15 protein-coding genes and 1 tRNA gene are annotated in these 15,132 nt (G+C 34.2%); 5 read left to right on the forward strand and 11 right to left on the reverse strand.

The window, feature by feature from the left end; genetic code table 11:
* Window positions 1-5: 5 nt before the first annotated feature.
* Genes Q7C23_RS00640 through Q7C23_RS00650 form a run of 3 tightly spaced genes read right to left on the reverse strand, consistent with a single transcriptional unit; the run spans window position 6 to window position 1,807 of the window.
* A complete protein-coding gene (locus Q7C23_RS00640; RefSeq protein ID WP_375030712.1) occupies window positions 6-185 on the reverse strand; it encodes a hypothetical protein in 180 nt (59 codons plus the stop codon).
* A 2-nt stretch (window positions 186-187) separates the two neighbouring features.
* Window positions 188-1,417 carry a DUF4178 domain-containing protein gene (locus Q7C23_RS00645; protein ID WP_375030713.1) on the reverse strand — a complete coding sequence of 410 codons (1,230 nt, stop codon included), beginning with the start codon at window positions 1,415-1,417 and terminating at the stop codon, window positions 188-190.
* Window positions 1,418-1,420: 3 nt separating this feature from the next.
* Window positions 1,421-1,807: an S-adenosylmethionine decarboxylase family protein gene (locus tag Q7C23_RS00650; protein WP_375030714.1), complete on the reverse strand. Its 387-nt coding sequence runs from the start codon at window positions 1,805-1,807 to the stop codon at window positions 1,421-1,423.
* 170 nt (window positions 1,808-1,977) lie between these two features.
* Between Q7C23_RS00650 and Q7C23_RS00655 the strand changes: the two genes are divergently transcribed.
* On the forward strand, window positions 1,978-2,484 hold the full coding sequence (locus tag Q7C23_RS00655) for a GNAT family N-acetyltransferase (RefSeq protein WP_375030715.1): 507 nt from the start codon (window positions 1,978-1,980) through the stop codon (window positions 2,482-2,484).
* A gap of 47 nt (window positions 2,485-2,531) precedes the next feature.
* Here the strand turns inward: Q7C23_RS00655 and Q7C23_RS00660 are convergent.
* Together Q7C23_RS00660 and Q7C23_RS00665 are read right to left on the reverse strand one after the other, a co-directional pair.
* A tRNA-Ser gene (locus Q7C23_RS00660) sits at window positions 2,532-2,618 on the reverse strand.
* Window positions 2,619-2,678: 60 nt separating this feature from the next.
* Window positions 2,679-3,554, reverse strand: a complete 876-nt coding sequence (locus tag Q7C23_RS00665) for a LysR substrate-binding domain-containing protein (RefSeq protein WP_375030716.1) — start codon at window positions 3,552-3,554, stop codon at window positions 2,679-2,681.
* Between the two features lie 91 nt (window positions 3,555-3,645).
* On the opposite strand from Q7C23_RS00665, the gene Q7C23_RS00670 reads away from it, so the two are divergent.
* Window positions 3,646-4,887, forward strand: a complete 1,242-nt coding sequence (locus Q7C23_RS00670) for an MFS transporter (RefSeq protein WP_375030717.1) — start codon at window positions 3,646-3,648, stop codon at window positions 4,885-4,887.
* A 131-nt stretch (window positions 4,888-5,018) separates the two neighbouring features.
* Here the strand turns inward: Q7C23_RS00670 and Q7C23_RS00675 are convergent, their stop codons facing one another.
* The 6 genes from Q7C23_RS00675 to Q7C23_RS00700 all read right to left on the reverse strand — a co-directional run bounded on the left by Q7C23_RS00675 (window position 5,019) and on the right by Q7C23_RS00700 (window position 11,459).
* Entirely contained in the window at window positions 5,019-6,050 is a 1,032-nt protein-coding gene (locus Q7C23_RS00675) for an asparaginase (RefSeq protein ID WP_375030718.1), read from the reverse strand.
* On the reverse strand, window positions 6,040-7,176 hold the full coding sequence (locus tag Q7C23_RS00680) for a 1-acyl-sn-glycerol-3-phosphate acyltransferase (protein ID WP_375030719.1): 1,137 nt from the start codon (window positions 7,174-7,176) through the stop codon (window positions 6,040-6,042). Before Q7C23_RS00680 ends, Q7C23_RS00675 begins: the two co-directional genes overlap by 11 nt.
* Window positions 7,177-7,239: 63 nt before the next feature.
* The gene (locus Q7C23_RS00685) at window positions 7,240-8,019 is read right to left on the reverse strand and encodes a TatD family hydrolase (RefSeq protein ID WP_375030720.1); all 780 of its coding nucleotides are present in this window, start codon (window positions 8,017-8,019) and stop codon (window positions 7,240-7,242) included.
* A 254-nt stretch (window positions 8,020-8,273) separates the two neighbouring features.
* A complete protein-coding gene (locus Q7C23_RS00690; RefSeq protein WP_375030721.1) occupies window positions 8,274-9,914 on the reverse strand; it encodes a S41 family peptidase in 1,641 nt (546 codons plus the stop codon).
* 232 nt (window positions 9,915-10,146) lie between these two features.
* Complete coding sequence (locus Q7C23_RS00695) at window positions 10,147-10,872, reverse strand: tetratricopeptide repeat protein (protein ID WP_375030722.1); 726 nt, start codon at window positions 10,870-10,872, stop codon at window positions 10,147-10,149.
* A 2-nt stretch (window positions 10,873-10,874) separates the two neighbouring features.
* The gene (locus Q7C23_RS00700) at window positions 10,875-11,459 is read right to left on the reverse strand and encodes an RNA polymerase sigma factor (RefSeq protein ID WP_375030723.1); all 585 of its coding nucleotides are present in this window, start codon (window positions 11,457-11,459) and stop codon (window positions 10,875-10,877) included.
* A 127-nt stretch (window positions 11,460-11,586) separates the two neighbouring features.
* Between Q7C23_RS00700 and Q7C23_RS00705 the strand changes: the two genes are divergently transcribed.
* The 3 genes from Q7C23_RS00705 to Q7C23_RS00715 all read left to right on the forward strand — a co-directional run bounded on the left by Q7C23_RS00705 (window position 11,587) and on the right by Q7C23_RS00715 (window position 15,055).
* Window positions 11,587-11,886, forward strand: coding sequence for a hypothetical protein (locus Q7C23_RS00705; protein WP_375030724.1), 300 nt, complete (start codon window positions 11,587-11,589; stop codon window positions 11,884-11,886).
* 128 nt (window positions 11,887-12,014) lie between these two features.
* The gene (locus Q7C23_RS00710; protein WP_375030725.1) at window positions 12,015-12,992 is read left to right on the forward strand and encodes a hypothetical protein; all 978 of its coding nucleotides are present in this window, start codon (window positions 12,015-12,017) and stop codon (window positions 12,990-12,992) included.
* Between the two features lie 110 nt (window positions 12,993-13,102).
* Window positions 13,103-15,055, forward strand: coding sequence for a PKD domain-containing protein (locus Q7C23_RS00715; protein WP_375030726.1), 1,953 nt, complete (start codon window positions 13,103-13,105; stop codon window positions 15,053-15,055).
* The last annotated feature ends 77 nt before the right edge of the window (window positions 15,056-15,132 follow it).

A 15,132-nucleotide genomic window follows, 5' to 3' on the forward strand; every position in this document is an offset into this window, starting at 1 on the left:
AAGTATTATTTATGATAAAAACGATTTACGGAACTACGACTTCCGGATGTACTATATTTTTCTGTGGTTTCGCAATCGCAAATTCTGTTTCCGGAATAGGCAAAATACAAATAAGCAGCAAAGCAAAATAAACCTATTGCAACTGCACCCAAATTATTTTTTATAAAATCAAAACTATCTTTCATAACTATTCGCTGTAAGGAGAATATGAGCTATCTGACCATCTCTTCTTCTCAAAATTAATCTTTAAAAAGCGTATCAATATAAAAACGGCAATCATAAAGATAACAATCAGCCATACATTCCGATTGGAAGGTTCTTGCCAGACAACTCTAATTGTCATTGCATTATTCTTCATATCTTCAGGTGCCTTGGCTGGTGTAATTAAGAGGTGGTATTTACCTCCTTTAATTCCACAAATATTAAACTTCTCAAACGGGCTTCCCTCTGACCAGCTTTCCCCATCTTCATAACCTGAATAATATTCAATATCCTTGTTAGCATGAATCTCATCATTCGTTCTTTCATCCACCAATACTATATCAACGTTTGCCCAGGAATTCTCTACATCAGTCGCTACGTGAATGGTCATTGGAGCCGAGCCTCCTTTTAAAACAAAAGACTCACTTGTAATTTCTTTATCATTAAAATCTGTAAAAGAAACTATTTTATTAAAAACTACTTGTTGCGTCTGATCTTTATATATGTACCAATTTGAAATAACGATCAAAAGAGCAGCAATGCAAAATATGATGGCTGTATTATTTAGATCAAAATAATAAGGTTGTGTTATATTTACCCCTTTTTGATAAGGTAAATTAACTTGCGGAAATCCTTTTCTAATTTCAGTCTTTGTAATATACTCTCCCAGAAAAGCCGTTTCAACATCATTCATTCTTTCGATAGAAATCATTAGCGGTGGCTGAATATATTCGACCGTATGAACTTTTTTGATTGGTAATGAAAAATCAAAATAACCTTGGGCATTTTCTATTTCTGCATCACAATAGGCATAAATATCAAAAATAGCATCATTATATTTCAGAGTTGCAGGATGCTGTTTTACATCGAATTTCTCGTCCATTTCGGTTAAAAAAATCCAATTTCCATCTGATTCAGAGAGATAAATAAAATCCCCTTTTAAACTCTTCAGGATATATTCTGTCCAAATATGACTCCGCGATACTTTTTTGACCAAAGCGCCTGTAACCGTATATTCTACTCCTTTTAGAATGCCTTTATCTCCTATTTTAAAAGCAAAATCATTTATCTCTGGCTTAAATTTAGAACTTAAACGAAGTTGTCGTTCACTATCTGCTAAATATAAACTGTGGCAATTTGGGCAAACAAAGTTTACTACTTCAAAACCAACTTCCAGTTCTGTAACAGTATTACAATTGTAACAAGGAACTTTCATATACTAGCGGTTAATTTCAAAATCTTTAATAATTGTTCCTTCAAAATAGGCAATATAATCCGCCATAACGTCTTTTACTTTTTGAGAATTGTCCTGCTGATAGTTGCACAAATAAACATCCAGTGTTAATTGACTATATTCTGGCCACGTATGTATACAGATATGAGATTCTTTCAAACAAAATGAAATAGTAAAACTATCATTGTCAAAATCATGAACAATAACACCCACTTTTTCAAGCTCATATGTCTGTAAAATAGAATTAGTGATAGCAACAAAACCCTTACTATCAGTTAGTTTTTGAGGGTCGGTAACATATAAAGTAACCAGTTTATGCAGTCCTGGTGAATAAGGAGGTAAATCCATTAAGTTATTTATAATAAGAGCCAAATATATAATAATTTTTAGATAATTTTAATAGGAATGAATTGTTATTAGGTCTTTCTTGTCCACTACCCATTTCTCATAAAAAAATGTCAAACCTATCGCTTTCTTTGGACTTAGAAAATAGAAAGATTTAACTTTGAAGAATTCATTAATCTACAGAATACAACTCAATAATGGAATTTTTTAAAACTACAAAACAAGATATCGATGCTGTTTTCGACATCTATAATGAAGCTACATCTTATCAAAAAACAGTTAATAATAAAAGCTGGAGAGGTTTTGAAAGAGCGCTAATCGAAAAAGAAATAGCCGAAAATCGTCATTTTATTATCAAAGAGGGAAATGAAGTCGCCTGTACCTTTGTACTTACTTTTAATGATTTGATTATCTGGAAAGATACAAGTTCAGATCCTGCAATATACTTACATCGTATTGCAACAAATCCAAAATTCAGAGGACAATCCTATGTCACAAAAATTGTAGAATGGGCAAAAATTTATGCCAAAGAGAATGGTAAAGAATACATCAGACTTGACACGCATAGCGGAAACGAAAGAATAAATAAATATTACACAAGTTGCGGTTTCGAATACAAAGGAATCAGTACTATCGAATGGACAAATGAATTACCGGAACATTACAAAGAAGGTTCTTTTAGTTTGTTTGAGATTAAACTGTAGTAAAAACAAAAAATCCCTTATGAATCATCATAAGGGATTTTTATTTGCAGAGAGGAAGGGATTCGAACCCTCGATACAGTTACCCATATACTAGCTTTCCAGGCTAGCTCCTTCAACCACTCGGACACCTCTCTTTATTGGTCTGCAAAGAACACAAAAAAAACTGAGTTACAAAAACAAAATCAAAAATTAGTTTACATACTTTTTCTGAATTCTTCCATAAATAATTTTACTGCCTTTTTTTGATACGCCCCTTCTATCGTTAACATAAACGAATCTCTTTGTGTTGCGACTCCTGAAATGTTTATCGCTTTTATATTATCCCAGCCTTTTAGGGCTTTCTCGGTTACAATCGTTGCCCAATAATCGCTATCACCCACTAATCGCAATAAAGCATGAACCGCATTTAATTCAATCGAAACGGTAGGCTTCATATTGTTTTTCAAAAACAATTCATCAAGAAATTCCCTCGAATTAAACCCTTTTACAGGTAAAATAAGCGGAAGATCTTCTATTTTCTTAAAGGAAATTTTGTCTAAAACCGCTAAAGGATGCGTTTTTGAAACGGCCAAAACCAACTTTGATGTAAACAATGGAACCTTTTGAAAAGGAAGCTCAATTTCATTCGAAGAAATGACTAAAACCAAGTCCAATTCGTTATTCAGCAGTTTTTGTTCCAAAGGTTCAGTCGTGCCATATTCAACAACAATCTTTAAATGTGGATAGGTTTTGGCAAACAAATCCACGATTGGCAAAACCAAAAGCCCAAAAATATAAGTCACACCAATTCGCAATTCTCCACCAATCATCTGGTTTAAATCATCAATAGCCTGTTTGCCGCTTTGGACATTTTCGATAATTTGTTTGGCATGAATTAAAAAAACAGATCCAGCCTCAGTAAGCTGCACCTTCTTACCAATCCTTACAAACAAAGGCATTCCGAGTTCTTCTTCTAACTTTTTAATTTGCTGCGAAAGTCCGGATTGGGTTACAAAACACAACTCCGCCGCTTTCGTAAAATGCAAAACCTCAGCTGTTTTAATAAAATATTCCAATTGATAGATTTCCATATTGATAAGTTTTAATACTTGTTATCAGTAAAATTATTAATTTTTCTAATGAAATCATAATTCCGAACTTTGTAAAAAAATAATAAGAGTTATGTTTAAAGCGTTAAAATCAAAAAACTTCAAGTTGTTCTTTTACGGACAATCTGTTTCTGTTATCGGAACCTGGCTTCAAAAAACAGCTGTAAGTTGGATGGTGTACAGCGTTACAGGTTCTGTTTTTTTATTAGGATTAGCCACTTTTTTAAGTATGATTCCGTCTTTATTTCTGGCTCCAATTGCCGGAAGTATTATTGGACGTTACGACAGACACAAAAGTATGATCCTGTTACAATCTTTGGCAATGTTCCAGGCCGGAGCTTTGGCTTTGCTAATTTATCTAAAAATATACAACATCAACTTTATTCTGGCTTTGAGTCTTTTTCAGGGAATTATCAATTCATTTGATATGACTTGCAGACAAACCATGATGATTGATATTGTAAATGATAAAGAAGATTTACCAAACGCAGTCGCTCTTAACTCAACCTTGAATAATTTCGCCCGAATTGCAGGCCCAGCCTTAGCAGGAATTATTTTGCACCAATACGGAGAAGACATTTGTTTTATTGGAAATTTCTTAAGCTATATTCCGGTTTTGATTTCTTTGTTGATGATGAAAATCACGCCGCACATTAAAGCAACTGACAAATTGAAAATGTGGGATGATTTTATTGAAGGTTTAGATTATGTAAAAAAAGAAACAGAGATGGCAAAAATGCTTCTGATGTTAATGGTTAGTAGTTTATTCGTAATTTCTTTCAATACTTTGATGCCGGTCTTTGCCAAAGATATTTTTAGCGGGAATGCTCAAACTTTCAGCTGGTTTGAAAGTGCCGCCGGAATTGGGTCTATTGTATCCGCAATCTATTTAGCCAATCTTAAAAAAGCCGACAATATGAACAAAATAATGATCGCTGCGAGTCTATTATTAGGTTTTAGTGTCATTATACTAGCCTATTCAAATAGTTTGACTGTAGCGCTTATTTGTATGGCTTTGAGCGGTATCGGAATGATGGCGCAAACCTCATCGATAAACATTTATGTACAAACTCAAAGTACTGTGAATATGCGTTCGAGAAGTATCAGTTATTATTTAATGGCGTATCAGGGAATGATTCCTGTGGGAAGTTTAATAATTGGATACATTTCGCATATTATTGGAACACGTGAAACAGTAGCAATTCAGGGGATAATTTGTATTATTTCAGTGATTGTGTATGTTTATTATAAAAAACATAGTTCTGAAGAAGAATTGGAAACTTGTCCGGTTCCGTATAGAAATTCCAAAAATTAAATTCCAAATTCCAATTATCCGCAATATTGTCATTTCGAGGAACGAGAAAATGACAAACTAGTCGCAAACCTATTCAAAGAATAAGAGCTTTTTTTAAATAAAACTTATATCACTTATATGGTGGAAAAAAATCACAACGAAATCTCCCCGCGTAACGCAGTTTCAAAGATCGTCTTAAAATTTTCCTGCTGAATATTGTGCCCAAGCAAATACATCAATTTCGTAATTGCAGCTTCTGTGGTAATATCTTTTCCTGAAATAACACCTAACGATTTTAAGGCAGTACTGGTTTCGTATTGTCCCATATTGACACTTCCTCCTGAACATTGCGTTACGTTTACAATGTGTAATCCAGACTGAATAGCTTTCTCAATTAAATTCAAAAACCAATCTTCGGTCGGGGCATTTCCTGAGCCGTATGTTTCAAGGACAATTCCTTTTAAATCTTTAATGGCAAGAATCGAAGATAAAACAACTTCGCTCATTCCGGGAAACATTTTTATAATGGCTACATGATTGTCTAAATTCTTGTGTACAATCAGTTTAGCCTCTTCTTTTACTGGAAGAAATAAATGTCTGTTTAATTTAAGATGAACTCCAGATTCCACCAATTCAGGGTAATTTGGTGCTGTAAATGCTTTAAAGTGTTCTGCATTTACTTTTGAACTTCGGTTCCCTCGGTATAATTTATATTCGAAATACAGACAAACTTCCGTAATAACCGGTTTTCCATTTTCCTGAAGTGAAGCAATCTGAATTGCGGTGATCAGGTTTTCTTTAGCATCCGTTCTCAAATCTCCAATTGGTAATTGAGAGCCTGTAAAGACAACTGGTTTTGTTAAATTCTCCAGCATAAAACTCAATGCTGAAGCCGAATATGACATGGTATCTGAACCGTGAAGTACTACAAATCCGTCGTAAGCAATATAATTATCCTCAATTATCGTGGCAATTTTGGTCCACATTTCAGGATTCATGTTCGATGAATCTATTGGGTGTTCAAAAGAAACGGTTTCAATTTCGCAATCTAATTGTTTGATCTCCGGAATCTTTTGCAATAATTTTCCAAAGTTGAATGCTTTGAGTGCGCCCGTTTCAAAATCCTTGCTCATACCGATGGTTCCTCCGGTATAAACTAAAAGTATTTTAGCTTTAGATGACATCCTGATATTTTAATTTATTGACTACAGGATTGGCATACATACAAAGAAATCCCTGTCTGGTAACAGGATTATCACTTCCGATACGCATTTCTAAACGACGCTCAAAAAGTGATTTTTCACTTTCTCTGTACAAATGAGAAAATTTATCAGTCTGGTTTAGAATATCGTAAGCAATAAAGTTTGTTGGCCATAATCGGTAACTCTTTAAAATAGAATCATCAATAACTTGTGCCAAAGCCTGTACTTGTTTGTTTGCATTGTCATTCTCTGCAACAATCTGATCAATTTCAGTATCTAAAACATCTCCAACTGAAATATGTATTCTTTTTTTGGTTCCCATAATACCACTTAAAATGGTCATGAAATCCTCGTTTTTCTCTTTAATATAAACCTCGTTCTTTGCTTCTGCCATTAATTGTGGCATTTTCAGAACATCCGTCGGATCGTATTCGTATGAAATTGAAACCGGAACAATTTTTAATTTCTTAAAATAATCCATCAAATTAGCTTCATCAGAACCCATTCCGATCATTTTTAAAACTCCCGGATTGGTTTCGTCATTTCCATCTTTGGTACGTCCTTCACGCTGTGCAATCCAAACCGAACGATTTTCGCGAAGCAATAATTGTCCCATATATTCAGACAATAATTTAGAGCTCTGCAACATTTCTCTTGGCGTTAAACCTCTTAAAACCAAAAAATTTCTATTTAGTTTTGCCAAAGTACTCAGGAAAGCTTTCTTAACTAAATTGTCTCCAATTGCAGATGCTGTCATAACTAAACCATGTTCGAATAAACAAACATTGAGCAAAGTAGTATCTAATAAAATATCTCTGTGATTGGAAATAAATAAATAAGAAGTGTTTTTTTCAAGTTTCTCGAATCCTGAAGTTGTAAGACCTTCAGAACTTTTCTCCAAAACTTTTTGTATTGTATTATAAATAAAGTTGCATTGAAAATCACGAATTGAGTGCGTTTTTTTAAGCTGCTCTTTCCAAACCTCATCTTCTACTTCCGGAAAAGTAAAGTTCATCATGGTTTTCATCATCGGATGATTCACAACATCACGAAGTGCTTCATTTATTTCTGAATCATAAAACGGTCGAATGGCATCAAATCTCTGCATTATAAATATTTATTTAGGTGGGCAAAAGAACAAAAAAAAAATTAAAGTATTGTTAGTTGACTATTAAATACCAAAAACGTCTTTTGAGTTTTGTGTTGTAATTGCTGCAATTTCTTCTTCAGAAATACTATAAATATAAGATAATTTTGTCAAAACATTGACTAAATAACTGCTTTCATTTCGTTTTCCACGGTACGGAATAGGTGCCAAATAAGGAGAATCGGTCTCTAAAACAATATGTTTTAAATCGATTTGATTTAGAAACTGATCGATTTTTCCGTTTTTAAAAGTTACGACTCCGCCAATTCCTAACTTCATATTATAGGATATTGCCTGTAAAGCTTGTTCGTGAGTTCCGGTAAAACAATGAAAAATTCCGAACAAATCATCCGATTTTTCTTCTTCCAAAATTTCAAAAATTTCATCAAAAGCTTCACGGCAATGAATTACGATTGGTAATTTATATTGTTTTGCCAACTGAATTTGTCTTCTAAAAGCGATTTGCTGCTCTTTTAAATGCGTTTTATCCCAATACAAATCAATTCCGATTTCGCCGACAGCGTAGAATCTTCTTCTGGCCAATTCGGTTTCAACATGTTTTAATTCTTCTTCATAATTATCTTTCACGTAAGTGGGATGCAAACCCATCATTAAAAAGACATAGTCCGGATAATTTTGCTCTAGATCGTACATCGATTGTGTGGCAGTAGCATCAATAGCAGGAATAAAAAAACGTGTTACTCCGGCATTTATAGCTCTCTGCATCATTTCGTCACGATCCTGATCAAATTCTTCAGAATATAAATGGGTATGTGTATCGGTAATTATGGGTGTTGAATTCAATGGTAAATTTTTTAAAAAGCCAAAATTACGACAATATTAAAAACTTTCCCAATCTTGAGGAAATAGGATACGGATGATACGGATTCGCTTACGCGAAAGCGCGGGTGAATGCGGATTTTTCATTTAATAATGATCTGAGCGCAATCTTGTTATGTCGAGGAACGAGGAGTCTCCGCAAGTAACCTTGTACAGAGCCCCCAATCTTTGTCTAGTTCTTGTGTGACCCTTCGTTCCTCAGTCTAACAAACTATGTATTATTTTCCAGTTTCAACAAACAGCAAAGCGCGATCTAAAACCTCGTCTCTTCCTTCCTGAATTCCTTTTATGGTTGGTTTTACTTCAATATCCGGAACGATACCGATTCTTTGTGTTTCGCGTCTGTCTGGGTAAAACACCCCTAAGCCGGTATATCTGGAATGAAAACCTTTAAAATCAATATCAATTGCATTTCCATCCGTTCCTGCCGTTTGGCTACCTATAATTGTAGTATTTGGTGCCGTTTGAAAGCACATAGCCGTCCATTCTGACTGACTTAAAGATTTTTCATTTAGTAATACGATAACTTTTCCTTTATAATGATCCTTATTTTCAAATCCACATTTTCTTCCTTCTGTCCATATATATCGCCCAGGATAATTTAAATAGGGCTCTGTATATTTGCAAAATTCCTTTTCCTGTGCATTTAAAAAATCTGAAATCTCTTTCCATGTTTCATTCGGATAATTTCTCATATCAAAAACAATTGCTTTTGTAGATTTTAAGGTCTCAATCATATCAGGGATATGTCTAACTTTTATGACACCCATATCGACATAGCCAATATTATTATCTAAAAGTTTAAATTTTTCCCTTTTTTTCATGGCTCCCTTTTTAAATTCATTTCTATGGGAATCATGATAATTGGTCCAAATCATTGCTTTTGTTTCGTACTTGCCATCCTTTAAAAACTCTACTTCAACATTTTCAGAATTACTTCTTAAAATAGGGATTATCACCTTGTCTAAATACTTGTCTTCGTTGGAAGCGCAGATTAGTTCTCTGTTTTCTAAAATTAACTCTTTTATTGTTTTACCCTTTATTTTGGTAATTACGGTACCTATTTTAATATTATCTGCCTCAGCCAAACTATCGCCTAAGATCTCAGTAACAACCAATTTTTCGTCAATTACTTTACCCTTCGCAGGAAAAAAATTCGATCCTCTGCCGGACATTCCATATATTGAAGTTTCGACATGACTATCATTAAGTTTGGTAGTCAATTTTTTTAGCGCAATATAAAAATCCGTTTCTGTCTTAGCATCAAGGATAGAAGGCAATGCCTGATCAAAACTCAGATCCCATTTTTGGTCCATTACATATTTGTATGGAAAATAATACTCAATAACATTCCAATAAGCAAACAGCATAAGTAGCCTGGAATTTTTATTATTATAGTCAAGATCAAAATAATTTCTAACATTTTTAAAACCATCAAAACCCATCCCGAATTCTTCATTGCTTTGAAATCTATTCTCCTCAATAAATTTCAATTTTTTCGAAAATTTTTTCGAAAATAACTTATTGTTAAACCAACTTAAATCGAAATTTTTATCGAAAAACGCAACATCTTTCGGAATCGCAATTGGCGCAATTTCTGGTACAACTCCCAAATCATCAATCCAGTTTTCCAGAATTAAAGAGAACTCTGCCTTGGTTTGTGCCTTATCAATTTTTGGTAAAATATCGAGAAGCTGTTGATCCCAATTTAATTCGCCTTTGACTACTTTTGGATGATAATATTTTAGAAAACCCCAAACTTTACAAGTTGCGGCAAGTTTTTCAGTTTCTGTGATTTTGGCCTGGCTAAAGGTAATTTGTGTAAAAACTAAGAGAAAAAAGAGGGTAATTTTTTTCATTAAATAAACGTTAGGTTACAATAGGTTTGGGTGTTTTGGCAAAATAAGTTCGAATGTAATTATTAAAATTCGAATTCAATTACGGTTTTACGTAAAGACGAAAAATGTCTAACCGCAAAGTTCGCAAAGAGTTTACCCTATGAACGCAAAGAAATTAAACTTTGCGAATCTTTGCGTAAACTCTTTGCGAACTTTGTGGTAAAATTCTTTTTGTATCTCTGTGAAATAACTTCTAATCTAAGGCATTCAAAAGCTCCTGAACTTCATCATAATCTTCATAATCCTGAGAAATGGTTTGCAGGATTTGCTTGCAGCCTTTATAATCTTTTTGTTTCAATTTCATTATAGCTAAATTCCAACGCGCTTTGTCTTTATAAACAGGGTTTGTGGCTTTCAATTCATTAAAAACAGCTTCTGCTTTTTCGTATTCACTGGTTTCTAATAAAGAAACACCATAATAATATTGAACTTCTGGTGTTTTGTTGTCTTTTAAAGCCATCTCAAAAAACAGAATCGCCTCTTTAAATTTTCTGCTATTAAAGGCTTTTTCGGCTTGTAAGAGATGCATATCCGTAGTGCTTCTTTCTGTAAAATGAGCTTGCCCTGGATGATTGTAATCATTAAAAGACGGATTCTGATTGTAGTCAAAAAAGAACAATCCGAATAAAATAATTACAGAGGCCGCCGCCGCTAAATACCACGGACGCATCAATACTACTTTTGGTTTTTCTTTATTGAAATGCTTTTCTGCAATCTGATCCAGATTTTTCTTAAACGCTTCTCTTTCGGCTTCAAATCCAAATTTATTTTGCAATTGAAGCTCTACTACTTTAAAAGTCTCAAATTCTGATGCAAATTCCGGATCTTCGGCTAATTGTTTTTCAAAATCAGTTTTTTCAGCAGCAGTCATTTCGCTTTGAAGATATTGATCAAATAATATATAGCGTTCTTCGTTCATGACTAATTGTTTTTTAGAGAATTAAAATTTTTAGCTTCCTGAATCCACTGCGTTAACTGACCTACGCACAACGATTTCTTTTTACGGACATAACCATAAGTCACGTTAAGTTTTTCAGCCACTTCTTCCATCGACTTAATTGAAAAACTCAGTTTTAAGAGTTCCTGACATTTGTCTCCTAGTTTCTGAAACATCGTATCAAAAAGCTGTTGCCTTTCGTCAAATTCTTCTGTTTGTCCAATTAATTCGATTGCAGATTCATTCATAGATACTATATCTTCATGAATTGTTACCCCTTTATTAGATGTTTTTTTAAACTCATTCAGCCATTTTCTTTTGCACAATAGAAAGAAGTAGGCGTCAAACGGGCAGGTTAATTTTAGGGTATTGGTTTTCGCCTGATTAAAAAGCAATAACATCACTTCCTGAACAATGTCTTGCGCCTGGTCTTTATCGCCGGAATTATTCATGACGAAAAAAACGACCTTTGGAACGAACTTTTTATAAATAGACTGAATAATTGCCGAATCATTTGCAGCAAGCCCTTCAATATACATTTGGTCAGGATGAATTTTATTTGCGCCCATAAAAAAACTTTTTGATAGCTAATTTAGAAAAAGAATCTGAAATAACTTTCATTTCATGGGGTAACAATTACAAAATCAAGTTGATATAGGAGTACAATAATCTTTTAAACCAAAATAATTAAGAGAAATGGAAACGTATCAATTCACAAACAAACAAAATCTCGATCAGTTTTACGAAATGATTTCAGCCAAAAAACGAAATGGTTTTGTCATTATCGAACACAACGAAAAACTACCTTATGTGGTTTTATCTAAAGAAAAAAGGGCTATCAAACATTCTTTTCATCTCTTCTTGACTTGCCTCACATTTGGACTATGGTCTCTTGTCTGGCTGTATTTAATTGTTACACTTTCGCGGAAGAAAAACATACTTGTCGCAGTCGACGAAGACGGAAATCTCTTTGAAGACAAATGCCTCTCCGCATAAATAAAAAAAATAAAAAACGGGGGTAACAATTTTATTAGTGAGTTGATATAAGAATATAAAATTAAAATTAACAACCTGAATCTGAAACCGCTTGAATCATCAAGACAGATTTATAAAAACCAGAAATCATGAACACAAAATTTAAAACTACTAGTCTTTTATTTTTATTAATTATCACTTTAGTAAGTTGTGATACCAACACTGATGGCGATGATATTATTATTTCCCCACCAACATCAGCCGCTTTTAAAAGCATTAGCGAAAAAGGACTTAAAAGAAACACGCAAAACTTTACTATTACAGCCGGAGACGGAATGGTAACCTTTACTTCAGCTAAAGGAGTAAAAGTAAACATCAATGGAAACTGTCTGACCAAAAACGGAAATGCGGTAGCAGGAACTGTCGATATCGAATACATTGAACTTTTTGACAAAGGAAATATGTTGGTAACCAACAAACCAACAATGGGAATTATGCCTGACGGAAAGAAAAGCCTACTGATTTCCGGAGGAGAAATCTTCATCAAGGCCACTCAGGGCGGTGTTGAGCTTCAAAATTCTTGTTCAATGAGTATGATAATTCCAACTGCTTTAACTGATGGTTTGGACAATGCCATGACTTTATGGGCTGGTGTAATCGACGAAAAAGGGGAACTAGCCTGGAGAGAAGATAAAGAAGCCAATGGCGGAAAAGGCGGTGTTCAGGGCGAAGGCGCCAACTATTATGTAACTTTTGGAAACTTTGGATGGACAAATGTGGATCGTTTTTACAGCGATCCAAGACCAAAAACAACGATTCTTGTGGATGCTCCGGAAGGTTATGACAATGATAACAGTGCCGTTTATCTTTCTTATGACGGTGAAGGAACCAATGCATTGGCTAAATTAGATACATACACTACTGCTGGACTATTCAGCGAACACTATGGTCAAATTCCAATTGGACTGGCTTGTCACGTGATTTTTGTGACTGAAGACAATGGCAATTGGCGTTATGCAATAAAAGCCGTAACCGTTGCTGCAAACGATGTTTACACTTTTACACTTGCAGAAACTGTTGTTGGAACAGAAGTACAACTGGTAGCCGCAATCAATGCTATTCAGTAACTTACAAAATACTTTTAAGAAAAAGTGGTGATTTGCTCATCACTTTTTTTTACATTTAATCCAGTTTTAAAATTAACTCTGATGATTTTAAGGCTAAAAAATTACTAGCTATGAAACCACTCTTGTCTATTTTCTTTCTTCTATTTTCTATTCTCTTAATAGGACAAACCAAAGTAAAAGACACCATAACCCGAAGAGCCACGATTGGTTTTATTCAAAACGGAAACGTTGTAAACTATAAACCCGAAACGCCGCCTTTAATTCCGATTGCGGGTGCGCCAAAACCAAGTTATTCCTATTTATGGGAACTTGGCGATGGTCATTACAGTAAAGAAGCCCAACCTAAACATGTCTATAAAAATAAAGGGACATACACTACCCGATTGGCTGTAACTAACAATTATGACAACGGAAAACCACCGGCAACGCGACCTAAAAAAGTCGCCATAAACGATATAACGGATACGAATTATAAAGACATTGCATCAATAGAAGATCAAAATGGATTTGCGATAATTAAAAATTGTGACCCTATTCCGGAACAGGAAATGGTAGTTGTAGTAGGTTATCAAAATCTGGAGAATTATGTAGCGAGTGGAAAACTGTATTTGTTTTATAATGAAAAGCAATTCAAAAACAATAATTTTGAATTAGTGGATTTTAGAACCTATGCCAACGAACGCGAAGTAAAAGAAAACACCGTTGCTTCGGTTGATGATTTGGACGATTCTAAAAATTATCTGGCTTCCGCCGAAAATCGAATCAAACTCAAAAAATACCGAAATACAACTACTGAAGAAGATTTGGATGCTTCGTTATTAGAAGCCAATAAATTATATCATAATGTCAATATTTTAGAATTTGATGATGCTAATCCCGGAGAAACGCGCAATATCTTTTACACCTTCAAAACCACTCCGGAAATGATAAAAGATACCAGTGCAACAGTTACGATGCGTGGGATTTTTGTTCCAAATCGAAGTTATAAAAACCACAAAATTAAAAATCTGGAAATGGAGATTGTGACTTCTCACGACCCGAACAAAATGGGATCGAACGGAAGTTTTATGAATTACAGATTGGTGCGTTTTAAAAGAGTGAATTTTAAAACTCGTTTTCAAAACAACGGCGAAGGTCCGGCGAGAATGATTCGGTTAGAAACTGACATTCCGGATATGTTTGATAAAAAGACTTTTCAGATCGAAGACATGTATCCAAAATGTCCGATTTGTCCAAAAGATGAAGAACCAACTGTAAGTTGTCTGGATACAATTATCAAACAAAAACAGATTTTCTTCACTTTCAAAAACATTTATTTGCCGGGAAGTGAACAGAAAAATGTACATGAAAAAGATTCTACAAAAGGCTTTGTAAAATATTCAATGAAGTTTGCCGAAGACTTTCACAAAATAAAAACCCGAAGCCGAACTGCGATTATATTTGATAAAAACGAACCCATAATTACCAATTACGCCACTACCCGATTCTTGCCCGGAATTTCGATTGGTGCAAAAGCCGGATACAATTTATATCCTGATTTAGATAAATCGACGAGTTATTTTGTGGGTGCCACGATTTCGCCTTTTAAATCGTATCGTTTTTATTGGCAGGCAGAATGGGTTAATGCTTTGAATAAGTATGATAGTGAGGTTGATATCAAAAATGAAATAAATACAAACGCAAATGGAGTAAGACAATTGGTGCGAACAACGACAGCAACAGAAAACAAAAATGTCAATTGGGAAGTTCCTCTTTTGATTCGGTACAACATCAATAATTACATCGGTATTGGCGCCGGAATTCAGGGGAATATCAATGTATCTGAAGAACAAAATCAGAATATAAAAACCGAAACTTTTGAAGCTGAAAAAGAAGTTTTTTTAATTAGTACAACAACAACATCCAACACGGTAAAAAATTCTTTTACTGATATTAAAACAGGGCTTTTGTTTGATTTAACAGCTGGTTTTGCGAGAATTGGTCCAAGTTTGGGTGCGAGATACGTAATCAATTTTGAACAGAATTTTAATTATTTCCAGTTTTATGGGATATGGAAGTTTTAAAAGTTATACCACAGAGATGCACGGAGGTTTGCACAGAGATGCACAGAGATGCACAGAGAATTTAAAAATAACTTTGC

The organism is Flavobacterium sp. LAR06, assembly GCF_041946075.1.
Taxonomy (GTDB): Bacteria; Bacteroidota; Bacteroidia; order Flavobacteriales; family Flavobacteriaceae; genus Flavobacterium.